Origin of the sequence: Mycolicibacter sinensis (assembly GCF_001673565.1) — a bacterium.
In the GTDB taxonomy this organism is placed as follows: Bacteria; Actinomycetota; Actinomycetes; order Mycobacteriales; family Mycobacteriaceae; genus Mycobacterium; species Mycobacterium sinense_C.
Genome location: NZ_LZMF01000088.1, coordinates 1 through 23,919 on the forward strand (window position 1 = coordinate 1; position 23,919 = coordinate 23,919).

22 protein-coding genes and 1 tRNA gene are annotated in these 23,919 nt (G+C 67.7%); 18 read left to right on the top strand and 5 right to left on the bottom strand.

The annotated features are described in order from the left end of the window. Window positions 1-383: 383 nt before the first annotated feature. On the top strand, window positions 384-1,319 hold the full coding sequence (locus A5648_RS13645) for an HNH endonuclease (RefSeq protein WP_065025062.1): 936 nt from the start codon (window positions 384-386) through the stop codon (window positions 1,317-1,319). Between the two features lie 189 nt (window positions 1,320-1,508). On the opposite strand, the gene A5648_RS13650 is transcribed toward A5648_RS13645, so the two are convergent. Both A5648_RS13650 and orn read right to left on the bottom strand, forming a co-directional pair. Continuing rightward, window positions 1,509-1,581, bottom strand: a tRNA-His gene (locus A5648_RS13650). 35 nt (window positions 1,582-1,616) lie between these two features. Then, window positions 1,617-2,273, bottom strand: a complete 657-nt coding sequence (orn, locus tag A5648_RS13655; RefSeq protein WP_082966488.1) for an oligoribonuclease — start codon at window positions 2,271-2,273, stop codon at window positions 1,617-1,619. 63 nt (window positions 2,274-2,336) lie between these two features. Between orn and A5648_RS13660 the strand changes: the two genes are divergently transcribed. Further along, on the top strand, window positions 2,337-3,917 hold the full coding sequence (locus A5648_RS13660) for a helicase HerA-like domain-containing protein (protein WP_428844341.1): 1,581 nt from the start codon (window positions 2,337-2,339) through the stop codon (window positions 3,915-3,917). Here A5648_RS13660 and cmrA read toward each other — a convergent pair. Then, the gene (gene cmrA, locus A5648_RS13665; RefSeq protein WP_065025065.1) at window positions 3,914-4,720 is read right to left on the bottom strand and encodes a mycolate reductase; all 807 of its coding nucleotides are present in this window, start codon (window positions 4,718-4,720) and stop codon (window positions 3,914-3,916) included. The genes A5648_RS13660 and cmrA overlap by 4 nt on opposite strands. A gap of 23 nt (window positions 4,721-4,743) precedes the next feature. Here cmrA and A5648_RS13670 point away from each other — a divergent pair, with 23 nt between their 5' ends. Beyond that, a complete protein-coding gene (locus A5648_RS13670) occupies window positions 4,744-6,051 on the top strand; it encodes an MFS transporter (RefSeq protein WP_065025066.1) in 1,308 nt (435 codons plus the stop codon). 4 nt (window positions 6,052-6,055) lie between these two features. On the opposite strand, the gene A5648_RS13675 is transcribed toward A5648_RS13670, so the two are convergent. After that, window positions 6,056-6,826 carry an MmpS family transport accessory protein gene (locus A5648_RS13675; RefSeq protein WP_065025088.1) on the bottom strand — a complete coding sequence of 257 codons (771 nt, stop codon included), beginning with the start codon at window positions 6,824-6,826 and terminating at the stop codon, window positions 6,056-6,058. 66 nt (window positions 6,827-6,892) lie between these two features. Further along, window positions 6,893-7,534 carry an SACE_7040 family transcriptional regulator gene (locus A5648_RS13680; protein ID WP_065025067.1) on the bottom strand — a complete coding sequence of 214 codons (642 nt, stop codon included), beginning with the start codon at window positions 7,532-7,534 and terminating at the stop codon, window positions 6,893-6,895. A 100-nt stretch (window positions 7,535-7,634) separates the two neighbouring features. Between A5648_RS13680 and A5648_RS13685 the strand changes: the two genes are divergently transcribed. From A5648_RS13685 to A5648_RS13755, 15 genes are all read left to right on the top strand, one after another. Continuing rightward, entirely contained in the window at window positions 7,635-9,275 is a 1,641-nt protein-coding gene (locus tag A5648_RS13685) for an AMP-binding protein (protein WP_065025068.1), read from the top strand. Window positions 9,276-9,350: 75 nt separating this feature from the next. Then, on the top strand, window positions 9,351-10,094 hold the full coding sequence (locus tag A5648_RS13690) for a CoA transferase subunit A (protein ID WP_065025069.1): 744 nt from the start codon (window positions 9,351-9,353) through the stop codon (window positions 10,092-10,094). Window positions 10,095-10,146: 52 nt separating this feature from the next. Further along, the gene (locus A5648_RS13695; RefSeq protein WP_065025070.1) at window positions 10,147-10,788 is read left to right on the top strand and encodes a 3-oxoacid CoA-transferase subunit B; all 642 of its coding nucleotides are present in this window, start codon (window positions 10,147-10,149) and stop codon (window positions 10,786-10,788) included. Next, on the top strand, window positions 10,785-12,356 hold the full coding sequence (locus A5648_RS13700; protein WP_065025071.1) for a carboxyl transferase domain-containing protein: 1,572 nt from the start codon (window positions 10,785-10,787) through the stop codon (window positions 12,354-12,356). Before A5648_RS13695 ends, A5648_RS13700 begins: the two co-directional genes overlap by 4 nt. A 6-nt stretch (window positions 12,357-12,362) precedes the next feature. Beyond that, on the top strand, window positions 12,363-14,339 hold the full coding sequence (locus A5648_RS13705; protein ID WP_065025089.1) for an acetyl/propionyl/methylcrotonyl-CoA carboxylase subunit alpha: 1,977 nt from the start codon (window positions 12,363-12,365) through the stop codon (window positions 14,337-14,339). Further along, entirely contained in the window at window positions 14,339-15,502 is a 1,164-nt protein-coding gene (locus tag A5648_RS13710; RefSeq protein ID WP_065025072.1) for an acyl-CoA dehydrogenase family protein, read from the top strand. Before A5648_RS13705 ends, A5648_RS13710 begins: the two co-directional genes overlap by 1 nt. Beyond that, entirely contained in the window at window positions 15,502-15,999 is a 498-nt protein-coding gene (locus A5648_RS13715) for a MaoC family dehydratase (protein ID WP_065025073.1), read from the top strand. Before A5648_RS13710 ends, A5648_RS13715 begins: the two co-directional genes overlap by 1 nt. Continuing rightward, window positions 15,996-16,802 (top strand): HpcH/HpaI aldolase/citrate lyase family protein, encoded by an 807-nt coding sequence (locus A5648_RS13720; protein ID WP_065025074.1) that lies wholly within the window; start codon window positions 15,996-15,998, stop codon window positions 16,800-16,802. Before A5648_RS13715 ends, A5648_RS13720 begins: the two co-directional genes overlap by 4 nt. Before the next feature lie 26 nt (window positions 16,803-16,828). Then, window positions 16,829-18,004, top strand: coding sequence for an enolase C-terminal domain-like protein (locus A5648_RS13725; protein WP_065025075.1), 1,176 nt, complete (start codon window positions 16,829-16,831; stop codon window positions 18,002-18,004). Window positions 18,005-18,008: 4 nt separating this feature from the next. Then, window positions 18,009-18,938 (top strand): ketopantoate reductase family protein, encoded by a 930-nt coding sequence (locus A5648_RS13730; protein WP_065025076.1) that lies wholly within the window; start codon window positions 18,009-18,011, stop codon window positions 18,936-18,938. A gap of 64 nt (window positions 18,939-19,002) precedes the next feature. Further along, window positions 19,003-19,824: a class I SAM-dependent methyltransferase gene (locus tag A5648_RS13735; protein WP_065025077.1), complete on the top strand. Its 822-nt coding sequence runs from the start codon at window positions 19,003-19,005 to the stop codon at window positions 19,822-19,824. Between the two features lie 93 nt (window positions 19,825-19,917). Next, window positions 19,918-20,535 (top strand): TetR/AcrR family transcriptional regulator, encoded by a 618-nt coding sequence (locus A5648_RS13740; protein ID WP_065025078.1) that lies wholly within the window; start codon window positions 19,918-19,920, stop codon window positions 20,533-20,535. Continuing rightward, a complete protein-coding gene (locus A5648_RS13745; protein WP_065025079.1) occupies window positions 20,528-21,592 on the top strand; it encodes a DUF1214 domain-containing protein in 1,065 nt (354 codons plus the stop codon). The genes A5648_RS13740 and A5648_RS13745 overlap by 8 nt, the downstream gene beginning before the upstream one ends. Continuing rightward, window positions 21,589-22,854, top strand: a complete 1,266-nt coding sequence (locus tag A5648_RS13750) for a sulfotransferase family protein (RefSeq protein WP_065025080.1) — start codon at window positions 21,589-21,591, stop codon at window positions 22,852-22,854. Before A5648_RS13745 ends, A5648_RS13750 begins: the two co-directional genes overlap by 4 nt. After that, complete coding sequence (locus A5648_RS13755) at window positions 22,851-23,912, top strand: NADPH:quinone oxidoreductase family protein (RefSeq protein ID WP_065025081.1); 1,062 nt, start codon at window positions 22,851-22,853, stop codon at window positions 23,910-23,912. The genes A5648_RS13750 and A5648_RS13755 overlap by 4 nt, the downstream gene beginning before the upstream one ends. Window positions 23,913-23,919: the final 7 nt, after the last annotated feature.

Genomic DNA, 23,919 nt, shown 5'->3' on the forward strand with positions numbered 1-23,919 from the left:
AGACGGGGGCGTATTGACAACCCTTACCGCTCAGCACATCAACTTCCTCGCCGAGCGGTGTGTGGTTTCAGATACTGACGCCGGCGTGTCCGAGAACGGGGCCCGCCGCGGCGGAGGCGATGGTGTCGGACATGTTGCCGGGCGGCGCAAGAGTCCCAACAGCTTATGAACTCCCGTGCTCGGAGCGCCGTCGACATGTCGGCGACCACTGCTAGCTTGGCCGCCGAACCAAACCGACGGGAGGATCAAGCAATGGGTGATGGGCGGACCGGCCCCGAATGGCCAAGGACGTGGCGACGAATTCGTCCCATCGGGTTGTCGGCCCGTAGCGCTCTGCTAAGGTCCGATCGCAAAACGGAGAGTCGGCGGAGGGTCTAGGCGGCGTGGCCACGTTTTTTCTAGTAATACTCATTAGTGCGCTGGCGGCCGTCTCGGCGCTGTTCATCCTCAAGGCGCGGTACTTCGCCAGCGAAGAATTCCTAGACCACAAGCGCGAGATCGCATCGGTGGTCGCTGAACACAACGAGATCGCCGATTACGTTTCGGAGATCCGTAACGGTGGATCGTTCAGCCTTGGCGCTACGTCCTCTGGCGTGCAGGCACATTTGGCGTCATTTCAGAACACCAGCCTCTGGAACTACCGGCGGGATCGCAACGTCGCGAATTACCAGGCACCGAATGTGCATAACTGCTCGTTGCAAGTCGTCCGTAACGCTAGCGCCGACCCCATCAAGTACGTGATGAAGTATTTCGGCATCAAGGCCAATGAGGCGCACTTGGCTGACGTAGAAAATCTGGGGGAGAGTATCAATCGCTTGGAAGAGGCGATCCGCAACCTTGGGCAGCGTGAGGCGAGCATTACCGCTTCAGTCGACCCGCCTGCATTCATTTTGAAGTTCTTCGCAAAAGATTTCATGAAGCACGTAGGTGTCGAGCTTTCGCCGATTACCGTTCCGTACCCGGTGTACATCTTTGAATACGTCAGTGCTGGTGGGAACAGCTCGCAGCGAACCACTCTGACGTTAAACGCTTTGACGATCGACGCGCTCATCGAGACGCTGTCGCAGAAGATCCGCTGGAGAAAAAGCGCCGCTGGCCAGCGCGCCTTGATGACCACCAAGCTGCGCAATTCTATTAAGGCACGCGATAAACATACCTGCTGCTATTGCTCGGTGTCACTTGCAGCAGAGCCTCATCTCCTTCTTGAGGTGGATCACATCATGCCGGTCTCCAGGGGTGGCTTGTCTACGTGGGACAACCTGCAGACCCTGTGCTGGCGATGCAACCGGACAAAGTCGAACAAGGTCTCGTCCGCCTAGACCCGCGCGCGGTCATGTACATCCCCGCCCTCGGAAGCGACACGACCGATCAGCCGTCGCAACGCGCTGTTTGCATCGTGTGCGGTCTAGGGAGCGGGTTCACCACCAGCGATGACCGGCCCCGAGGGCCCCGGCAAGGCCCCCAGCCAAAGAAAAAGGTCGGAGGGCCAAAGCCCTCCGACCTATCGGGGTGGCTGACGGGACTCGAACCCGCGACACCCAGGATCACAACCTGGTGCTCTACCAACTGAACTACAGCCACCATCGCTGCCAGCCGAGCAGGCAGCGTCGTCGATACTAGCCGCTTGGACGCTCAGCGACCGAATCGATTACCTCGTGCGCGTTCGAAGGCGGTCCCAGCTCCGCGGCTACCGCAGCGATGTCGCTGGTAGGCGGCCCGGGAGGGGCGACGAACGCGGTGCGCCGGTAGTACTTGAGCTCCCGGATGGACTCGTGGATGTCGGCCAGCGCGCGGTGCGCCAGGCCCTTCTCGGGCTGACCGAAGTAGATCCGCGGGTACCAGCGTCGGCACAACTCCTTGATCGAGCTCACGTCGACCATCCGGTAGTGCAGGTATTCGTTGAGCGTGCCCATGTCGCGGGCGAGGAAGGCGCGGTCGGTGCCGATCGAGTTGCCCGCCAGCGGCGCCGTGCGGGCCTGTTTGACGTGGGTGCGGATGTAGTCGAGCACCATCTGCTCGGCGGTGGCCAGGTCGATGCTCGACGCTCTGACCTCCTCGATCAGCCCTGACCGGGTGTGCATGTCGGTCACGACGTCGCTCATGGCGGCCAGGGTCGCGTCGTCGGCGTGGATCACCACGTCGATACCGTCGCCGAGGATGTTCAGCTCACCGTCGGTGACCAGGGCGGCAATCTCGATCAGCTTGTCCGAGGCCAGGTCCAGCCCGGTCATCTCGCAGTCGATCCAGACGAGTTCATCTCGTGCAGCGCTCACAGTAGGCACACGTTAGCCGCTCGGCGGCGCCGTAGTCGCATAGCGGTGCTGACCGGCCAAGTAATGTCGTGGCCTGTGAGTCCCGATTCGGCGGCGAACGCCGCACAACAGATCGCGGCCGGCTACAGCGCCGAGGGCCAGGCCCTCGAACTGGGCACGGTGGTCATCGACGGGACCGCCGACCCGTCCGCGCAGGTCCGGATCCCCTTCGCCACGATCAACCGCCACGGGCTGGTGGCCGGCGCCACCGGCACCGGCAAGACCAAGACGCTGCAGGTGATCGCCGAACAACTCTCCGCGGCCGGCGTTCCGGTGCTGATGGCCGACGTCAAGGGTGACCTGTCGGGACTGTTGCGGCCCGGGGAGGCGGGCGACAAGCTCACCGCGCGCGCCACCGAGACCGGCGACGACTGGGCGGCGACGGCGTTCCCGGTGGAGTTCCTGTCGCTGGGCACCGGCGGCCTCGGTATCCCGGTGCGCGCCACCATTTCCAGTTTCGGGCCGATTCTGTTGTCGAAAGTGCTGGGGCTCAACGCCACTCAGGAGTCGACGCTGGGGCTGATCTTCCACTGGGCCGACCAGAACGGCTACCTGCTGCTGGACCTGAAGGATTTACGTTCGGTCATCACGTTTTTGACCAGTGACGCCGGCAAGCCGCAACTGAAGAACCTCGGCGGGGTGTCAGCTCAGACCGCCGGGGTGATCTTGCGTGCCCTGGTCAACCTGGAGGCCGAAGGCGGTGACACCTTCTTCGGCGAGCCGGAGCTCAAGCCGGAAGACTTGCTGCGCACCGACAGTCAGGGCCGCGGCATCATCTCGCTGCTGGAACTGGGCGATCAAGCTGCCCGCCCGGTGTTGTTCTCTACCTTCTTGATGTGGGTGCTCGCCGACCTGTTCACGCTGCTTCCCGAGGTCGGCGATATCGACAAGCCCAAGCTGGTGTTCTTCTTCGACGAGGCGCACCTGCTGTTCACCGACGCCTCCAAGGCGTTCCTGCAGCAGGTCGAACAGACCGTGAAGCTGATCCGCTCCAAGGGCGTCGGGGTGTTCTTCTGCACCCAGTTGCCCACCGATGTGCCCAACAACGTGCTGTCCCAGCTGGGCGCCCGGATCCAGCACGCGCTGCGTGCGTTCACCCCCGATGACCAGAAGGCGCTGAGCAAGACGGTGCGCACATACCCCAAAACCAAGGTGTACGACTTGGAGTCGGCGCTGACGTCGCTGGGGATCGGCGAGGCGATCGTCACCGTCCTGTCGGAGAGGGGCGCCCCGACCCCGGTCGCGTGGACGCGGCTGCGGGCACCGCGATCGCTGATGGCCTCCGTCGGCGACGCGGCGATCACCGCGGCGGCCACGGCGAGTCCCCTGCACGCCGTCTACAGCGAGACGGTGGATCGCGAATCGGCCTATGAGATCTTGTCCCGCAAGCTCGCAGCGGGGGAGGGCAGTGTGCCGCCCTCCGACCCCCAGGGGTACGACGGTGTGCCGCCGCCACCGAAAGTGCACTGGTGGACGCGGTTCGGTCGCTGGCTCGCCCACTTCCTCTCCACCCGGGAGGGCAAGCAGGTGACACGTGCTGTCACCACCGTGGTGGTCGGTCAGATCACCCGCGGCGCAATGGGTACCGGCCGCCGCCGGCGCTAACCGCCGCCGAGCTTCTTGTAGACCGCGCCGACGATCGGCGTGACGATGGCGCGCGGGGCGTACCCGCTGGCCATCGACATGGCCTTCGAGGTGATCCCGGGTACGACGCGCATCTTGTTGCGCTCCAAGGCATCCAGCGACAGCTTTGCGGTGTGCTGGGTGGAGATCCACAGAAAGTCCGGGATCAACCGGTCGACCAGCGAGGCTTCGGCGGCGTCGGGCATCTCGGCGCGCACCGGCCCGGGCGCCAGTAGCGTCACGTGCACCCCGGATTTGAGCAGCTCGCCGCGCAGCGACTCGCTGAAGGTGTTGGCGAAGGCCTTGGTCGCGGCGTAGGTGGCGTTGTTGGGGATCGGTGAGTTGCCGGCCGCCGAACCCGAGATCAGGATCCCCCCGGCGCGGCGCGCCAGCATGCCCGGCAGCACCGCCAACACCAGGTCGTGCACCGCGATCGCGTTCAGCTGCACCTGCGCCTTCTCCACCGCCGGATCCAGACCCGAGATCGGCCCGAACGTCGCGGTGCCGGCGTTGGCACACAACACCGAGATCTCCCGCTCGGCCAGTTCCGCGCAGAACTGGTCGCGGGCCAGCGGATCGGCCAGGTCGACCGCCCGCACCTCGACGGCCACCCGGTACTTGTCGCGCAGCCGCGCCGCCACGTCGTTGAGCACGTCCTCGCGGCGCGCGGTGATGATCAGCCCGTGGCCGCGAGCGGCCAGCTCGGTGGCGAGTGCTTCGCCGATCCCCTGGGACGCTCCGGTGACGACGGCGCGGGCATCCGGGCTGGGAGCAGGCACTGGCATGGGCCAATCGTAGAGTGCCAGGCATGGATGCCCCGGGGGTGGTCAGATCCCGGCGATCGCGGATCGTGGCGTGGGCCTTGTGGGATACCGGTGCCGCGGCTGTGAGCGCGATCGTGGTGACGTTCGTGTTCTCGGTGTATCTGACCAGCAGCGTCGGCCGGGATCTGCCCGGTGCGGTGTCGTCAACCAGCTGGCTGGGCCGCACGCTGGCGCTCTCGGGTTTGACCGTGGCCGCGGTGGCGCCGGTGGTCGGGGTGTGGGTCGCCGCCCCGCACCGCCGTCGGGTGACGCTGGCGGTCCTGACCGGGTTCGCGGTGGTGCTCATCGCCTCGATGAGCATGATCCGCGACGCACCCGCCTACCTGGCTCCGGGGCTGGTGCTGCTGGCGCTGACCGCCGCCTGCGGTGATCTGGCCAGCGTCCCCTACAACGCGATGCTGCGGCAGGTGTCGACACCGCAGAACTCCGGGCGGATCTCCGGATTCGGCTGGGCGGCAGGCTATGTCGGCAGCGTCGTGCTGCTGTTGGTGGTCTACCTGGGCTTCATCGCCGGCAGCGGCCCGACCCGCGGCCTGCTGGGCCTGCCGGTCGAGGGTGGGCAGAACGTGCGCGCGGCGATGTGGCTGACCGCCGCCTGGCTGGCGGTGCTCGCGTTGCCGCTGCTGCTCAGCGCGCACCGGCTCGGAGGTGCCGACGAGCCGGCGCCGCCACGCCCGGGCCTGCTCGGCGGCTATCGCCAGTTGTGGCGCGACATCAGTGCCGAATGGCGCCGCGACCGCAATCTGGTCTTCTACCTGGTAGCCAGTGCGATCTTCCGCGACGGGCTGGCCGGCGTATTCGCCTTCGGGGCGGTGCTAGGGGTCACCGTTTACGGCATCTCGAGCGGCGACGTGCTGATCTTCGGGGTGGCCGCCAGTGTGGTGGCCGCGGTCGGGGCGGTCGCCGGGGGCCTGCTCGATGACCGGATCGGATCCAAGACGGTGATCGTCGGCTCGCTGGTCGCGATGGTGGCCGCCGGCATCACGCTGATGGCGCTGTCCGGGCCGGTCGCCTTCTGGGCCTGCGGCCTAGTGCTCTGCCTGTTCATCGGGCCCACCCAGTCCTCGGCGCGCACCCTGCTGCTGCGGATGGCCGACGAGGGAATGGAAGGGGTGGCTTTCGGCCTCTACACGATGACCGGCCGAGCGGTGTCATTCCTTGCGCCGTGGCTGTTCTCGGTCTTCGTCGACGTCTTCCGGTCCGATCGGGCCGGTATGGGCGGGCTGTGCACGGTGCTGGTGCTCGGTCTGCTGGCGATGCTCGGCGTGCGCGTTCCGCGCCGCGCGGATTGATGGCTCAGCCCGCTGCGGCGCAGACCGTGAGGATCGACCCGGTGCGCTGACGCACCTGGGCGCCGTCCACCGCCACCGAGCAGGTGATCTGCTCGCCGAAGTTGACCACCGTGACCGCCGCGGCAGTGGATGCCGGTGGCGTCAGCGTGACCTGCTTGGTCCATGGCAGCGCGACGTTGAACTCGGTCTGCAGCACGCCGCCGGTGTCGATGTAGGCGATGCTGAGCGCCCGGCCGGTCCCGGTGACGCTGTAGACGATCGTCTGGGGAACCCCGGCGGTGGTCGAGGTCGTCGGCGGCGCGGTGCCCGGGGTGGTGCTAGGGGCCGTCGACCGCGTCGGCGGCGGCGTGGTGGCCGGGGTGCGCTTGGGAATCGGCGTGCTCGGAGCTGTCGGCAGCGGCGAAACCGGCGTCACCGTAGCCGAATTGCGGCCCGAGCCGTTGGCGATCACCAGCGCGATCACCATGCCGACCACCAGCAGCACCGCGGCACCGGCCACCAGCCACAGCCAGTTGGGGAACCGCGGCGGTTCCGGGGGGCCGCCCTCGCCGCCGGCTGCCGGCCCGCCGGGTGGGGGCTGCGGCGGTTCCCAGTGCTGCCGCGGCAGTTGGGCGGTGGGGTTGGGGGACTGTGGCGGATAGCCCGCCGGGTACGACGGAATCTGTCCGGCATAGGCCGGATCGACGTGCGGCGGAACGCCGAAAGTCGACGGTTCGCTCGCCCCGTTGCGCTGCCAGGGCTGATCGGAACCCTCCGGTCGATACGGATCGGTCATACCCACCTCATGGGTTGCAGGGTACCTGCGCCGGGCCGCCTTCGACCGCGACGTCGCGCAGCCCGGTCACATTCCGGCGGCGCCCAACGCCCTGATCGTCATTGCCCGCAACACCGCTCGGGAACTCTCCGGGGCGGCAGACTTGGTTCCCGCCGGCTTGATGCTGTACGGCGTGGAGTTCAGCAGGCCGAACACCGCGTGAGCCATCAACCGGGCGTCGGCTTCGGCCAAGCCGGCGTACCGGGCGCACAGCACCCCCACCCAGACCTCGACGTATTGACGCTGGGCGCTGCGTACCTGACGCTGCGCCCCGGCCGGCAGATGCGCCAGATCGCGGTCCTGGATCCGGATCAGGTCCGGCTCGTTCAGCGCGAAATCGAGATGAAACTCGACCAAGCCGTCCAGCACGTCCTCGGGACCGTGTCCACCCGCTTCGACGGCGCGCGCCCCGGCCAGCAGCCGGGTGCTGATACCGACCAGCAACTCGACCAGCAGTGCTTCCTTGTTGGGGAAGTGTCGATAGATCGCCGGACCGCTGACACCGGCGGCCGCGCCGATGTCCTCCAGTCGCACCGCGAGAAAGCCGCGCTGGGCGAAGAGGCGCTCGGCGGCCGCGAGCAACTGGGTCCGCCGGTCAGACTTCAGCCGGCTGCGTCGGTTGGCCGGTTCGTCGTGTCCCGCCGGGCCGGACGGGGCGGATGCTGCCATCACGCCTCCGCTCCTCATGGACAGCTGAGTTAACGGTCACTAACGTAGCACCCATCGCCTCGGGACCGGCCCGGCGTCGGGCGAATTCGGTGGAGGCCTGATGGCAACTGCGGGACCCGCAGCACGTTGCGATTCGTCCTACGCCCGCGGCGAGACCCGACCCGCTCTGTTGGAGACGACGATCGGTGCCGATCTCGCTGCCACCGCACGTGCGCATCCAGATCGCGATGCGCTGGTGGATGTTCCGTCGGGCCGCCGCTGGAGCTATGCCGAGCTGTCGGTGGCTGTGCGCCGGCTGGCGAGCGGCCTACTGCGGGCCGGGATCAGCGCCGGGGATCGGGTGGGCATCTGGTCGCCCAACTGCGCCGAATGGGTGCTGACACAGTACGCCACCGCCGAGATCGGGGCGGTGCTGGTCAACCTGAACCCGGCCTACCGCTCTCGCGAACTGGCCTACGCGCTCAAGCAGTCCGGGACCGCGATGGTCATCTCGGCATCGCGGTTCAAAACCTCCGATTACGCTGCGCTGCTGCAGGAGGCGGCTCCGCAATGCCCGGATCTGCGGGAGGTGGTGTTCATCGACAGCGCGCGGTGGCACGAGCTGGCCGGCACGCCGATCGATTCCGCAGCTCTGGTCAAGGCCGCAGCCGCACTGCACCCCGACGACCCGATCAATATTCAATACACTTCGGGCACAACGGGTTATCCCAAGGGCGCCACCCTGAGTCACCGCAACATCCTTAACAACGGCTACCTGGTCGGCGAGCTGCTCGGCTACACCGAGAAGGACCGGATCTGCCTTCCGGTACCGCTCTACCATTGCTTCGGTCTGGTGATGGGCAACCTGGCGGCGACCAGCCACGGCGCGGCCATCATCTTGCCGGGCCCCGGCTTCGATCCGGCTGCCACGCTGCGCGCCGTGCAGAACGAGGCGTGCACCAGCCTTTACGGGGTGCCCACCATGTTCATCGCCGAGCTCGGTCTGCCCGACTTTGGCGAGTACGACCTGACGAGCCTGCGCACCGGGATCATGGCGGGCTCGTCGTGCCCGGTGGAAGTGATGCGGCGGGTGATCGACGACATGCACATGACCGGGGTCGCGATCTGCTACGGGATGACCGAAACGTCTCCGGTGTCGACCCAGACCCGCGGCGAGGATTCGCTGACGCAGCGAGTCGAGACGGTCGGGAGGGTGGGCCCGCACCTGGAGATCAAGATGATCGACCCCGGCACCGGCCAGACGGTGCCGCGGGGGCAGCCCGGCGAATTCTGCACCCGCGGTTATTCGGTGATGACCGGTTACTGGGACGACCCGGCCAAGACCGCGGCGGCCATCGACGCCGAGGGCTGGATGCACAGCGGCGATCTGGCCGTCATGGACGGCGACGGCTACGTCCGGATCACCGGACGGATCAAGGACATGGTGATCCGCGGCGGCGAGAACATCTATCCGCGCGAGATCGAGGAGTTCCTGCACACCCATCCCGACATCCTCGACGCCCAGGTCGTCGGGGTGCCCGACGAAACGTACGGCGAGGAACTGATGGCGGTGGTGATGATGCGGGAGAACTCGGTGCCGTTGACCGTCGAGGCGCTGCGGGAGTTCTGCGCCGGGCGGCTGGCGCACTTCAAGGTGCCGCGGTATCTGCGCGTCGTCGAGGAGTTCCCGCTGACGGTCACCGGCAAGGTCCGCAAGGACGAGATGCGCCGGCAGGCGATCGAGCACGTGCGGGGTGGCTGACACGGTCGCAGGAGAATGGTATTCTCTGACGTCAGTTAATCAACATTAACTGAAAATGAGGAGGCGCTGGTGGCGATGGACAAGGTCGTGGCAACAGCGGCAGAAGCCGTGGCCGATGTGACCGACGGTGCGTCACTGGCGGTAGGCGGGTTCGGGCTCTGCGGCATACCGGAGGCGCTGATCGACGCCGTGCTGGCGCTCGGTGTCACCGATCTGGAGACAGTGTCGAACAACTGCGGCGTCGACGGCATCGGCCTCGGAGTGCTGTTGGAGCACAAACGGATCCGTCGCACGGTCAGCTCCTATGTGGGGGAGAACAAGGAATTCGCCCGGCAGTTCCTCTCCGGCGAGCTGGAGGTGGAGCTGACCCCGCAGGGCACCCTGGCCGAGCGGCTGCGCGCCGGCGGCGCCGGAATTCCGGCGTTCTACACGCCGACGGGTGTCGGCACCCAGGTCGCCGACGGCGGTCTGCCGTGGCGGTACGACGGTGCCGGCGGGGTGGCGGTCGCCTCACCGCGCAAGGAGACCCGCGACTTCGACGGACGCACCTACGTGCTGGAGCGGGCGATCCGTACCGATTTCGCGCTGGTGCACGCCTGGAAGGGCGATCGGCACGGCAACCTCGTCTACCGCGAGGCCGCCGCCAACTTCAACCCGGACTGCGCCGCTGCCGGCCGCATCACGATCGCCGAGGTCGAGCACCTCGTCGAGCCCGGCGAGATCCCTCCGGCGGAGGTGCATACGCCGGGCATCCACGTGCACCGGGTGGTGCACGTACCGAATCCGACCAAGCGAATCGAGCGGGAGACGGTGCGTTGATGGCCGCGCCAGCGACGATGCAGAGCGGAGCGATGAGGAGGAGTGGCGCCTAATGGCACTGTCACGTGACGAACTGGCCGCACGGGTGGCCGCCGAGTTGGAAGATGGACAGTACGTCAACCTCGGCATCGGGCTACCCACCTTGATTCCCAACCACATTCCCGACGGGGTCAGCGTGGTGCTGCATTCGGAGAACGGGATCCTCGGCGTCGGGCCCTACCCGCGCCGCGAGGACATCGACGCCGACTTGATCAACGCCGGCAAAGAAACGGTGACGGTGCTGCCCGGGGCGTCGTTCTTCTCGTCGTCGGCCTCGTTCGGGGTGATCCGCGGCGGCCACCTGGACGTGGCCGTCCTTGGCGCCATGCAGGTTTCAGCGGCAGGCGATCTGGCCAACTGGATGATCCCCGGCAAGATGATCAAGGGCATGGGCGGGGCGATGGACCTGGTGCACGGAGCGCGCCGCGTCATCGTAATGATGGAACACGCGGCCAAAGACGGCAGCGCCAAGATCGTCGAACACTGCACGCTGCCGTTGACCGGCGCCCGCTGCGTCGACCGCATCATCACCGACCTGGCCGTCATCGACGTCACCGAGACGGGCCTGCAGTTGGTCGAGACCGCTCCGGGCGTCTCCGTCGATGACGTCGTTGCGAAAACCGGTGTAGAGTTGAATCTTTCGAAGGTCTCATGACCGCCCCGACATTCGCCGACGAGCACCGGCGGCTGGTCGCCGAGCTCAACGACAAGATGGCGACGGCAGCCCTCGGCGGCAGTGAGCACTCCCGGCAACGTCACGTGGCCCGGGGCAAGCTGTTGCCGCGCGACCGGGTGGACCGGCTGCTGGATCCGGGCAGTCCGTTTCTGGAGCTGGCTCCGCTGGCCGCCGACGGCATGTACGACGACGAGTGCCCCGGAGCCGGCATCATCACCGGGGTCGGACGGGTGTCCGGGCGGGAATGCGTGATCGTCGCCAACGACGCCACCGTCAAGGGCGGCACCTACTATCCGGTCACCGTCAAAAAGCACCTGCGCGCCCAGGAAGTCGCGCTGGGCAACCAGCTGCCCTGCATTTACCTGGTGGACTCCGGCGGCGCGTTCCTGCCCCGCCAGGACGAGGTGTTCCCGGACCGGGAGCACTTCGGCCGCATCTTCTACAACCAGGCGACCATGAGTGCGGCGGGCATCCCGCAGATCGCCGCGGTGCTCGGCTCCTGCACCGCCGGCGGGGCCTATGTGCCCGCCATGAGCGACGAGGCCGTCATCGTCCGGGAACAGGGCACCATCTTCCTCGGCGGTCCGCCGCTGGTGAAGGCGGCCACCGGGGAGGTGGTGACCGCCGAGGAGCTCGGCGGGGGCGACTTGCACTCCAAGGTCTCCGGGGTCACCGACTATTTGGCCGATGACGACGAACACGCGCTGCGCATCGTCCGGCAGATCGCCGAGACTTTCGGGCCGCGTCACCCAAGCCCTTGGGAGATCGGCGATTCCATCGACCCTCGGCATGATCCGGCCGAACTCTACGACGTGGTCCCGCCGGATCCGCGGGTGCCTTATGACGTGCGGCAGGTGATTGAGCGCGTCGTCGACGGCAGCGAGTTCAGCGAGTTCAAGGCCGAGTACGGCAAGACGCTGGTGACCGCGTTCGCGCGCATCCACGGCCATCCGGTGGGAATCATCGCCAACAACGGGGTGCTGTTCGGCGAGTCGGCGCTCAAGGGAGCGCATTTCATCGAACTGTGCGACAAGCGCCGGATTCCACTGGTGTTCTTGCAGAACATCGCCGGCTTCATGGTCGGCCGCGACTACGAGGCCGGCGGTATCGCCAAGCACGGCGCCAAAATGGTCACCGCGGTGGCCTGTGCGCGGGTGCCCAAACTCACGGTGGTGATCGGCGGATCCTATGGAGCGGGCAACTACTCGATGTGCGGCCGGGCGTATTCGCCGCGCTTCCTGTGGATGTGGCCCAATGCGCGGATCTCGGTGATGGGCGGCGAACAGGCCGCATCGGTGCTGGCCACGGTCCGCGGTGAACAACTCGACGCCGCCGGCAAGCCGTGGTCGCCGGCCGACGAAGAGGCGTTCAAGGCGCCGATCCGCGATCAATACGAGGCGCAGGGCAACCCGTACTACTCGACCGCACGGCTGTGGGACGACGGGATCATCGACCCGGCCGATACCAGAGCCGTGCTGGGGCTTGCGCTTTCGGTCTGTTCGAACGCGCCGCTGGACCCGGTCTCCTACGGCGTTTTCCGGATGTGAGTGGCGATGTTTGAAACTGTTTTGATAGCCAATCGCGGTGAGATCGCGGTGCGGGTGATTAACACCCTGCGCCGGATGGGAATTCGGTCGGTGGCCGTCTACAGCGACGCCGACGCCGGGGCGCGGCATGTGCGGGAAGCCGACACCGCCGTACGGCTGGGTCCGGCGCCCGTGCTGGACAGTTATCTGTCGATTCCCAAGGTGCTCGAGGCCGCGGCGGCCACCGGCGCGCAGGCGATTCACCCCGGCTACGGTTTCCTCTCCGAGAACGCCGGGTTCGCGGCGGCCTGCGAGCGCGCCGGGGTGGTGTTCATCGGGCCGCCGGCGCGGGCGATCGAGGTGATGGGCGACAAGATCTCCGCCAAGAACACCGTCACCGCCTTTGAGGTACCGGTGGTACCCGGGTTGGCCAAGCCGGGCTTGACCGATGACGAACTGGTGGCCGCGGCCACCGATATCGGCTACCCGGTGCTGATCAAGCCCTCGGCCGGCGGCGGCGGCAAAGGCATGCACCTGGTTGAAGAACCCGCGCAGCTGCGCGCGGCGCTGGTGACCGCGCGGCGTGAGGCGGCGTCGGCGTTCGGTGACGACACGCTGTTTCTGGAGCGATTTGTGTTGCGGCCCCGCCACATCGAGGTGCAGGTGCTCGCCGACACCCAGGGCAATGTGGTGCACCTCGGCGAGCGGGAATGCAGCCTGCAGCGCCGCCACCAGAAGGTGATCGAGGAGGCGCCGTCGCCGCTGTTGGACGCCGCCACCCGGGCCAGGATCGGGGCGGCGGCCTGTAACACCGCCCGCAGCGTCGACTACGTCGGCGCCGGCACGGTGGAGTTCATCGTCTCCGCAGATCGCCCGGATGAGTTCTTCTTCATGGAGATGAACACCCGCCTGCAGGTGGAGCATCCGGTCACCGAGGCGGTCACCGGGCTGGACCTCGTCGAGTGGCAGCTGCGGGTGGCCGCCGGTGAGAAGCTGCCGTTCGCCCAGGACGAGATCACCATGACCGGGCACGCGATCGAGGCCCGGGTCTACGCCGAGGACCCGGCCCGCGGCTTCCTGCCTACCGGGGGACGGGTGCTGGCGGTGCACGAACCCACCGGGCCGGGGGTACGGGCGGACTCGTCGCTGCAGGCGGGCACCGTGGTGGGCAGCGACTACGACCCGATGCTGTCGAAGGTGATCGCCCACGGTGCCGACCGGGCGCAGGCGCTGGCGCGACTCGACGCGGCACTGGCCGGCACGGCGGTGTTCGGGGTACAGACCAACGTGGAATTCCTGCGGTTCCTGCTGGCCGATGCGCGGGTGGTGGCCGGCGACCTGGACACCGAACTGCTCGACATCAGATCGGTCGACTTCGCCCCGGCACCCGCACCCGACGACGTCTTAGCGGCCGGCGGGCTCTACCGCCAATGGGAGCTGTCCGCGCCGAAATCGCTGTGGGGGTCCCCGAGCGGCTGGCGGATCGGCGCACCGGCGCCGGTGCGCACCGAGATGCGCACCCCGCTGCGCTCGGAGACGGTGTCGGTATGGGGGCTCCCGGCCGATGCCCGGGTACAGGTCGGCGACGGCGAGATCCACAGCGGAAGCATCGACGTCGAGGACGGCCGGATGGTGGTCACGCTGGCCGGCCGGCGGCGCTGTTACGCGTTCGCCGAGGACGGCGGTCAGCTGTGGATCGCCGATGACCGCGGCACCTGGCACCTGCGGGAAGCCGAGGTGGTCCGGGTGCATCGCGGCGGCGGCCCGCGCAGCGCGGAAATCCTCAGCCCGATGCCGGGCAGCGTGATCGCCGTCAATGTCGCTTCGGATTCGCCTGTGGCGGAAGGGGACCCCGTCGTCGTGGTCGAGGCGATGAAGATGGAACACACCCTGAGCGCGCCGATCAGCGGGCGGGTGGAGGTATTGGTTTCGGTGGGCGATCAGGTGACTGTGGACCAGGTACTGGCCCGGCTGATTCCCGAGTCGAGTGAGGAAGAGGCGTAATGACGACGATCACGGCAGGAGTGCTGCCGAAGGAATACCAGGACCTGCGCGACACGGTCGCCGAGTTCGCTCGCACCGTGGTGGCTCCGGTGTCCGCCAAGCACGACGAAGAGCACAGCTTCCCCTACGAAGTGATCGCCAAGATGGGCGAGATGGGGTTGTTCGGGCTGCCGTTCCCCGAAGAGTACGGCGGTATGGGCGGCGACTTCTTCGCGCTGACGCTCGCGCTGGAGGAGCTCGGCAAGGTCGACCAGTCGGTGGCGATGACCCTGGAGGCCGGGGTGGGCCTCGGCGCGATGCCGATCTACCGGTTCGGCACCGAGGAACAGAAGCAGACCTGGCTGCCGGATCTCGTCGCCGGCCGTGCGCTGGCCGGCTTCGGCCTGACCGAGCCCGGCGCGGGATCGGATGCCGGCGGTACCCGTACCACCGCCCGGCGAGACGGCGGTGACTGGGTCATCAACGGCACCAAGCAGTTCATCACCAACTCCGGCACCGACATCACCTCGCTGGTGACCGTCACCGCCGTCACCGGCACCCGGACCGACGGCAAGAAAGAGATCTCCACGATCATCGTCCCTTCGAGCACACCGGGTTTCACCGTGGAGCCGGCCTACAACAAGGTGGGCTGGAACGCCTCGGACACCCACCCGCTCACCTTCACCGACGCCCGCGTTCCGCAGGGGAACCTGCTCGGGGAAGAAGGCCGGGGTTACGCCAACTTCCTGTCGATCCTGGACGAGGGCCGCATCGCGATCGCCGCGGTGGCCACCGGGGTGGCCCAAGGCTGTGTCGACGAAAGCGTCAAGTACGCCGGCGAACGCGAGGCGTTCGGCCAGACGATCGGCTCCTATCAGGCGATCAGCTTCAAGATCGCCCGGATGGAGGCCCGCGCCCACGTCGCCCGCACCGCCTACTACGACGCCGTCGCGAAGATGCTGGCCGGCAAGCCGTTCAAGAAGGAAGCGGCGATCGCCAAGATGATCTCCTCGGAGGCGGCGATGGACAACGCCCGCGACGCCACCCAGATTCACGGCGGCTACGGCTTCATCAACGAATACCCGGTGGCCCGGCATTACCGCGACAGCAAGATCCTGGAGATCGGTGAGGGCACTACCGAGGTGCAGCTGATGCTGATCGCACGATCGCTGGGGATGGGCTGATGGGTGACGAACGCAAAACCGTCGAGCAACGCGGGCTGTGGTTCGAGGAGTACGAAATCGGGACCACTTACGCCCACCGGCCCGGTCGCACCGTCACCGAGGCTGACAACGTGCTGTTCACCACGCTGACCATGAATACCCAGTCGCTGCACCTCGATGCGGCCTGGGCGGCGGAGCAACCCGGCTTTCGCGGTGAGCGCCTGGTGAACTCTATGTTCACCCTCTCCACCCTGGTCGGCCTGTCGGTGGCACAACTGACGCTGGGCACCATCGTGGCCAACCTGGGTTTCTCGGAGGTGTCGTTTCCCAAGCCGGTCTTTCACGGCGACACCCTCTACGCCGAGACGGTCTGCACCGACAAGCGCGAATCCAAGAGCCGCCCCGGCGAAGGCATCGTGACCCTCGAGCACGTCGGCCGCAACCAGCACGGTGACGTGGTGGCGCGCGCGGTACGTACCACCCTGGTGCGCAAACGGCCGGCAGGAGAGTCGGCATGAACCTGCACACCGCGGGCCCGGCCTGGCTGTTCTGTCCGGCGGACCGGCCGGAACGCTTCGCCAAAGCCGCCGCGGCGGCCGACGTGGTGATCCTCGACCTGGAGGACGGGGTGGCCGCCGTCGACCGGCCCGCGGCACGGAAGGCGTTGCGGGACAACCCCCTTGACCCGCAGCGGACGGTGGTGCGGGTCAACCCGGCCGGCACCGAGGATCAGGCCCGCGACCTGGAGGCGCTGGCGGACACCGCCTACACGACGGTGATGCTGGCCAAGACCGAATCGGCCGGCCAGGTGACCGCGCTGGCGCCTCGGCAGGTTGTCGCGCTGCTGGAAACGCCGCGCGGTGTCGTGTTTTCCACCGAGATCGCCGCCACCGACGGCTGTGTGGCGATGATGTGGGGCGCCGAAGATCTGGTCGCGGCCATGGGCGGTGGCTCCAGCCGGCACCCGGACGGCACCTACCGGGACTTCGCCCGGCACGCGCGCTCGACGGTGCTGCTGGCGGCGTCGACGTTCGGCCGCGCGGCGCTCGACGCCGTCTACCTCAACATCGGTGACCTCGACGGGCTGAAGGCAGAGGCGATCGACGGCGCCGCGGTCGGATTCGCCGCAACGGTGTGCATCCACCCTACCCAGGTGCCGGTGGTGCGCGACGCCTACCGCCCGGAGGCCGAGAAAGTCGATTGGGCGAAAAGGGTGCTCGCCGCAGCGCAAAACGAGCGCGGGGTGTTCGCGTTCGAAGGGCAGATGGTCGACTCCCCGGTGCTGCGGCACGCCGAAGCTATCCTGCGGCGAGCGGATTAACGCCTAAGCCCGAGGAGTCACGACGCATGCGCATCACCCGGATCGTCGAGACATCGGTACCGCTTCGCGGTGAGATCGCCAACGCGCTGGTGGACTTCTCCCGGCACACGGTATCGCTGGTCGCCGTCGTCACCGACCGGATCCGGAACGGAAAACCGGTGACCGGCATCGCGTTCAACTCGATCGGCCGGTTCGCCCAAGGCGGCATCCTGGCCGACCGGATGATCCCGCGGGTGTTGCGCGCCGACCCCGAATCGCTGCTTGATGCCACCGGCCGCATCGATCCGGCGCGGGTGCTGGGCGCGGCGCTCACCGACGAAAAACCCGGCGGTCACGGCGATCGGGCCGGTGCGGCGGCAGCGCTGGAACTGGCGTGCTGGGACCTCAACGCCAAACTCGCCGACGAACCCGCCTACCGCACCATCGCGCGGCACTTCGGCCGGGACCTGGGCGGGAAAGAGGCCGTCGGCGCGGTTCCGGTCTACGCGGCCGGGGGCTACTACTACCCCGGAGACGCGCTGGATCGGCTCCGCGCCGAGATGGCCGGCTATCTCGACGCGGGCTACCAGGCGGTCAAGATGAAGATCGGCGGCGCCTCGATGCGCCAGGATCTGGACCGCATCGAAGCGGTGATCGAGGTGGTGGGCGCCGGCGCGCGGGTTGCCGTCGACGCCAACGGTCGGTTCGACGCCGCAGCGGCCGGCGACTGGGCGCAGGAGCTGAGCCGCTACGGCCTGCGCTGGTTTGAGGAACCCGGTGATCCACTGGATTTCGCGCTGAACGCGGCGCTGATCGCCGACTATCCCGGGGCGATCGCCACCGGCGAGAACCTGTTCTCCGCGGGTGATGTGACCAATCTGGTGCGCTACGGCGGTATGCGTCCGGGCCGCGACATCTTCCAGATGGATGCGGGTTTGAGTTACGGGTTGACCGAGTATGCGCGCATGCTCGAGGTGCTCGAGACGCACGGCTTCGACCGCGGCTGTGCCTTCCCGCACGGCGGCCACCTGATCAACCTGCACATCGCGGCGGGCCTGGGCTTGGGGGGCTGCGAGTCCTACCCCGGGGTGTTCGCGCCTTTCGGCGGCTACTCGCCGGGGTGCGCGCTGGCCGGCGGCACCATCACGCCCACCGACGCCCCGGGCTTCGGGCTGGAGGAAAAGCCCGAGTTGGCTGCGGCGATTGCCGAACTGGTGGGATGAGCAGATGAAGATCGCGGTCATCGGGTGCGGTGCCATGGGTTCGATTTATGCCGGAAGGCTGGCGGCGGCCGGCAACGACGTACTGGCCATCGACCGGTCCGCCGAGCATGTCCACGCCATCAATGCCGACGGCCTGCGGATCAGCGGGCCGCACCCCGACCAGCTGGTGGCCATGCGGGCGGCCACCGTGGCGCCGACCGAGCCGATGGACCTGGTGGTGCTGGCGGTCAAAGCCGCCGACGTCGGCGCCGGGGCTGCCCAGGCACTGCCGCTGCTCGCCGAGAGCACGCCGGTGCTGACGATCCAGAACGGCTTGGGATCGGCCGACACCGTCGCCGGCATCGTCGGAGCCGAGCGGGTAGCGGTGGGCATCGCCAGTGGTTTCGGGGCTTCGCGCCCCGCGCCGGGGCATGTGCACCACAACGCGATGCGCGCCGTCCGATTCGGCGGCTATGCGGCGCTGCCCTTTTCGACCGTCGATCGGATCGCTCAAGTGTGGGCCGACGCCGGATTCGACGCGGCCGCGGTCGCCGACATCGCCGCCATGCAGTGGGAGAAGCTGATCTGCAACGTCGCCTACAGCGCACCGTGCGCGCTGACCGGCATGACGGTGGGGCAGGTCATGGACGACGCCGACGTGGGGCCGGTGAGCCGTGCCGCGGCAACCGAAGCCTGGACGGTGGCCCGCGCCGCCGGGATCGGCATCGCCGTGTCCGACCCGATCGCCCACGTCCGGGCCTTCGGGGCACAGATGCCGGATGCCAAACCGTCTGCACTGCTGGACCACCAGGCCCGCCGGGTCAGCGAAATCGACGTGATCAACGGTGCGGTGCTGCGCCAGGCCACGCAGGTCGGCGAGCAGGCCCCGGTCAATGCGACGCTGACGGCACTGGTCAAAGCCGTTGAACGGCAGTGGGTAACGACCGGGGACTGAACGCCACACCGCGCGGTGTTCAGTTCGCTTCGTCCGGCCGGTAGCGCCGCTAGCCTCGAAGTTCATGACCTCAGACAAGGCGCGGGTGGATCTCAGCGGGGCCCCGCAGACCATGCTCGCGACGCTGTACGCCAAAGCGCTGGATGCCGACCTTCCCGAACCGATCCTGGGGGATCGCTACGCCAAAGAGGTGGTCGGGCGCATCGACTACGACTGGGCCAAGACGACGATCACCGCGGCCCGCTCGCCGTCGGTGACGACCCGTGCCGCGCACTTCGATGAGTGGGCCCGCCGATTCTTGGCGGCCAACCCCCACGCCGTTGTCCTGCACGTGGGCTGCGGGCTCGACGCCCGATACTTCCGGCTGCAACCCGGCGACGGAGTCGACTGGTATGACATCGACTATCCGGACGTGGCCGAGCTGCGCCGGCAACTGCTTCCCGAGCGGGACCACAACCATGTGGTGGCGGCGTCGGTCACCGACCCGGCGTGGTTCGCCGAAATCCCCACCGACCGACCGACATTGATGCTCGGCGAAGGCCTGACCATGTATCTCAGCGAATCCGACGGCGTGGCGTTGCTGCGCCGAGTGGTCGAGCACGCTCCGAGCGGGGAGTTGCAGTTCGATGCCTTCAACCGGTTGGGCATCAAGACCCAGTGGGCCAACGCCGTGGTACGCCGCTCCGGGGCGACGCTGCGGTGGGGGATCAACGAGCCCCGCGAGATCCTGGCCGCGGTCCCGGGCGTGCGGCTGTTGGAGTGGGTGCGCTGGTTCGAGTCGGACACCTACGGGAAGCTTCCGCGCCGCTACCGGGCGCTGGGCAAGGCGATGTCGCTGATTCCGGCGGTGGCGAACATGTCGCAGTACCACCGCTATGCCTTCTGACCTGCGCAGTCGGGCAGCTCGCAATCACCGTTGACTAATTACGTTACGTAATGTAATTGTTTAGGGCGTGAGTCGCCGACAGCGGATGCGACAGTGACGGCGGGCCCGGACTCGGCCCCGGCCGGTCGCGGACGTCCGCGCGATCCGCGCACCGAGCAGGCCATCACCGAGGCCACCCGCCGGCTGCTGGCCCGCGACGGCTACGACCAGGTCTCCATCGAGGCGATCGCCCGCGAGGCAGACGTCAGCCGCCCCACCGTCTACCGGCGCTGGCCGTCGAAGACCCATCTGGTGTTCGACGCGGTCTTCGGGGCCGCCGAAGTCGGTGACGTGCTGGCCAGCTCGGGCGACTTCGAAGCCGACCTGCGTCAATTCGTCGCCGGCGTGTTCGAGTTCTGGCGCTCACCGGAGGTGGCCGCCGCGGCGCTGGGCATTTTGGCCGATCGGCACCGCGACCCGGAACTATTCATCCGCACTCAAGAGCTGCTCGACGAGACCACCCGCACCGCGTTCGCCGCGCTGGTCCGCGCCGGCATCGACCAAGGCGTGGTCGACGCGGGCGTCGATATCGAGATCGCGTATGACGCACTGGTGGGCACCAGTTTTTACATTGCCCAAGTCTTGGCCACTGACACCGTGGACGCCGCCGCCGAGCGGCTGTGCGCCTTGCTGCTACAGGGAATTCGACAAAAGGAGAACCGGGATGAGTGATGAGTTGTCGGACGCGTTCGGCGAGTTGCTCGACGAGGTCCGTGCCGTCGAGCAGCGTCTGCTGAACGCCGATCCGCCGCTGGAGGAAGCCGACGTCCTCGACGGCTACCGATGGGCGTTGAGCCTGCTGCGCGTCGCCTCTGAGGCGTACATCTGGGGCGATGCGGACAAGCCGATCCTGGTCGACGTGATCGGTCCCTACCTCAAGTGGGGCGGCGACAATTCGGATGCCTTCTACCAGCTGGCGCCGATCGACCCGAGCCGCAGCTACCGGGTTACCGGCAACCGCGGCGACGCGGTCTATCTGTCCATGACCGTCTACGGCGGCCCCGATGACGGCCGCTATAGCGACCGCATCATCGACACGATCAACGATCGTGACCTGGGCTGCGACGTCGACGGTAACTTCGAGTTCGTCATCAGCGCCCAGGAACAGCAAGGACATCGGCTCAAGCTGGAGCCCGACGCCGTGTTCATCCTGACCCGCGATTACCTCACCGACCCCGGAACCGACCGGCGGGTCCAGTGGAAGATCGAGGCGCTTGATGACACGCCGCGACGCCCCGACAGCCGGGCCGACCTGAGCCGGCGGATGCGCGCGGCACGGACCTGGATTCGTGAGCAGGCCGCCATGGCGCCGGTGCGGCTGCCGGCCAACGTGCTGCAGGAGCCCTACCCCGTGCCGAGCCGCACCGTGGGCTGGGCGGCCGGCGACGCCGCCTATTCGATGGGGGCTTACGAACTGCAACCGGGCCAGGCGCTGGTCATCGATGGCACCTCGCCGGAGTGTGTGTTCTGGAACCTGTGCCTGTGGAATCCGTTCCTGCACACCTACGATTACACCCGCGAGCGGGTCACGATCAACGGCGCGCACGTCACCTACGCACCCGACGGGTCCTGGCAGATCGTCATCAGCGAGACCGATCCCGGGCATCCGAACTGGGTGTCGACGGCCGGCCGGTCGAAGGGCTTGATCTGGTTGCGCTGGTTCCTGCCGGAGAAAACGCCGGAGCCGCTGAGCTGCCGGGTCGTCGACGTCGCAGAGCTGGCCTCGTGAGCGCCTCGACAGCACGTCCAGCCGCGATCCGGCTCGAGGACCTGGCCGCCCCGGTTTTCCCGGATGCCGCCGCGCCGATGCGTGACGGGCTGGCCGGTTACGGCGCCGCGCTGCAGCTGACGCCGGAGGCGATGCTGCAGGCCGCAACCGAGCGAACGGGCCTGGACGACTGGGGCGACAACGGTTTTCGGGAACGCCTCGACGTGTTGTGCGCGTCGCTGATCGACGACGCCGACCTGTCCGGGGTCGGGCGGGCGATGGCGTTCGAGCAACTGACCGGCCACCTGGTCAACCGGCTGCGGCTGGAGCAACTGATCACGGCGAACCCCGAGATCGAGAACGTAGCGATCGAGCGCCCGATCATCATCTGCGGGCTGCCGCGTACCGGAACCACCCACTTGCACAACCTGATCGCCGCCGACCCGGCACTGCGTTATCTGCCCTACTGGGAGAGCATGGAGCCGGTTGCCACCCCGGGCGAGCCGGATCCGCAGGCCAGACGTGACCGCTGCGCCGTCGGCCTGGATCTGATCAACACGTCGATGCCCGAGTTCAAGCGCATGCACGACATGACCGTCGACCATGCGCACGAAGAGATCCAGCTGCTGGCCAACGACATTTCCGGGATGCTCTTCGAATGCAGCTACTACCTACCGGCCTTCGCGCGGCATTACAAGACGCATGACCAAACAGCGTCGTATGCCTACCTGAAACGCACCTTGCAGGCGCTGCAATGGCTGCGCGGTCCACAGCGCTGGGTACTCAAATCGCCGCAGCATCTCGAACAGTTCCCCGCGCTGTATGCCACCTTCCCCGACGCCATCTTCGTTGTCACCCACCGGGATCCGGTCGAGGTGACCCGGTCGATGGCCACCATGATCAGCTACGCGATGCGGATGGGCTGTGACCGTCCCGATCCGGTCAAGATCTCGCGGTACTGGCTCGACCGGGCCGACGACCTTCTCACCGGGTGCCTCCGGGACCGCGATGTGTTGCCCGCGGGCCAGTCCATCGACGTGCGGTTCGACGACTTCATGGCCGATGAGGACGGCACCGTCGCTGCGATCTATGAGCTCGCGGGCCAGCCGCTCGATACCCGGGCTCGAGAGGCGATGACGCAGTTCCGTATCGACCACCCCCGCGGTCGCTACGGCGCGGTGGACTACCGCCCGGCTGATCTGGGACTGGACGCAGACGAGATCGCCGACCGCCTGCGCGACTACCGAAACCGCTTCGTCACCGAACCATTGGAGAAATCATGAATCAACCGATCGCCGCCGACGCCTGGGTCGCCACCGAACTCGGTGACCCGGCCAAAGTGCTGGCCCGTCAGACCGTCGAGGTGCGGGCGCCCGGCCCCGGCGAGATCCGGGTCGCCGTCGATGCGTTCTGCCTCAACTTCAACGACATCGACATCATCCAGGGCCGCTACACCACCCTGCCGCTGCAGCCGCCGTTCGTGCCCGGCATGGAGACGGTCGGAGTGGTGGAAAGCGCGGGCCAGGGAGCCGAACACCTCATCGGCCGGCGCATCGTCGGTATCCCGGTGATGGCCTTCGGGGGGTACGCCTCGTATGCGATCGTCGACGCGGCGACCGCGCTGGATCTGCCGGACTGGGTCAGCGACGTCGACGGTGCCGCCCTGCACTACCCGTTCCACCTGGGGTGGTTCGCGCTGCGGGAACGGGGACGACTGCAGCCGGGGGAGACCCTGCTGGTCCACGCCGCCGCCGGCGGCACCGGATCCGGCGCGTTGGTGCTCGGTAAAGCGTTGGGCGCCCGGGTGATCGCCACCGCCGGGAGCGAGGAGAAGCTGGAATTCTGCAAGGAACTCGGCGCCGACCATGCGATCAACTACCGCAATGACGACTGGGCTGAGCAGGTCGTTGAGTTGACCTACGGCCGCGGCGTCGACGTCGCGTTCGACGCGGTCGGCGGCGACGTGGCAGTGCAGACGTTCCGCTGCATGGGCTTGAACGGGCGGTACCTGATGGCCGGTTTCGCCCAGGACATCGCCCTGGAAGACGGCGACTACCTCTCGCCGCGGCCGATCGCCTACAGCAACTTCGACGTCTGCGGGGTATGCCTGGTCTACGTCAACGACCCGGTGGCGATCCGGCGCACCCTGGGCTTCAACTGGCCGGCCCGCTCCGAGGGACTGGACGCCCACGCCAAGATCCTGGAGATGCTGCGCACCGGCAAGATCCGTACCGTCGTCGGCGCCGAGGTCGCCTGGGCTGACCTGCCGGATGCGTTGCAACGCATGGCTGCCCGGCAGACCACCGGCCGCCTGGTGGTCACCACCGGACGATCCGGCTGACGTCGCC

Bases quoted from the DNA above. Each gene is read 5' to 3' on its own strand.
- A5648_RS13660 (WP_428844341.1), top strand. From the start codon at position 2,337: ATGTCGTGGCCTGTGAGTCCCGATTCGGCGGCGAACGCCGCACAACAG.
- cmrA (WP_065025065.1), bottom strand. From the start codon at position 4,720: ATGCCAGTGCCTGCTCCCAGCCCGGATGCCCGCGCCGTCGTCACCGGA.
- A5648_RS13670 (WP_065025066.1), top strand. From the start codon at position 4,744: ATGGATGCCCCGGGGGTGGTCAGATCCCGGCGATCGCGGATCGTGGCG.
- A5648_RS13675 (WP_065025088.1), bottom strand. From the start codon at position 6,826: ATGACCGATCCGTATCGACCGGAGGGTTCCGATCAGCCCTGGCAGCGC.
- A5648_RS13680 (WP_065025067.1), bottom strand. From the start codon at position 7,534: ATGGCAGCATCCGCCCCGTCCGGCCCGGCGGGACACGACGAACCGGCC.
- A5648_RS13685 (WP_065025068.1), top strand. From the start codon at position 7,635: ATGGCAACTGCGGGACCCGCAGCACGTTGCGATTCGTCCTACGCCCGC.
- A5648_RS13690 (WP_065025069.1), top strand. From the start codon at position 9,351: ATGGACAAGGTCGTGGCAACAGCGGCAGAAGCCGTGGCCGATGTGACC.
- A5648_RS13695 (WP_065025070.1), top strand. From the start codon at position 10,147: ATGGCACTGTCACGTGACGAACTGGCCGCACGGGTGGCCGCCGAGTTG.
- A5648_RS13700 (WP_065025071.1), top strand. From the start codon at position 10,785: ATGACCGCCCCGACATTCGCCGACGAGCACCGGCGGCTGGTCGCCGAG.
- A5648_RS13705 (WP_065025089.1), top strand. From the start codon at position 12,363: ATGTTTGAAACTGTTTTGATAGCCAATCGCGGTGAGATCGCGGTGCGG.
- A5648_RS13710 (WP_065025072.1), top strand. From the start codon at position 14,339: ATGACGACGATCACGGCAGGAGTGCTGCCGAAGGAATACCAGGACCTG.
- A5648_RS13715 (WP_065025073.1), top strand. From the start codon at position 15,502: ATGGGTGACGAACGCAAAACCGTCGAGCAACGCGGGCTGTGGTTCGAG.
- A5648_RS13720 (WP_065025074.1), top strand. From the start codon at position 15,996: ATGAACCTGCACACCGCGGGCCCGGCCTGGCTGTTCTGTCCGGCGGAC.
- A5648_RS13725 (WP_065025075.1), top strand. From the start codon at position 16,829: ATGCGCATCACCCGGATCGTCGAGACATCGGTACCGCTTCGCGGTGAG.
- A5648_RS13730 (WP_065025076.1), top strand. From the start codon at position 18,009: ATGAAGATCGCGGTCATCGGGTGCGGTGCCATGGGTTCGATTTATGCC.
- A5648_RS13735 (WP_065025077.1), top strand. From the start codon at position 19,003: ATGACCTCAGACAAGGCGCGGGTGGATCTCAGCGGGGCCCCGCAGACC.
- A5648_RS13745 (WP_065025079.1), top strand. From the start codon at position 20,528: ATGAGTGATGAGTTGTCGGACGCGTTCGGCGAGTTGCTCGACGAGGTC.
- A5648_RS13755 (WP_065025081.1), top strand. From the start codon at position 22,851: ATGAATCAACCGATCGCCGCCGACGCCTGGGTCGCCACCGAACTCGGT.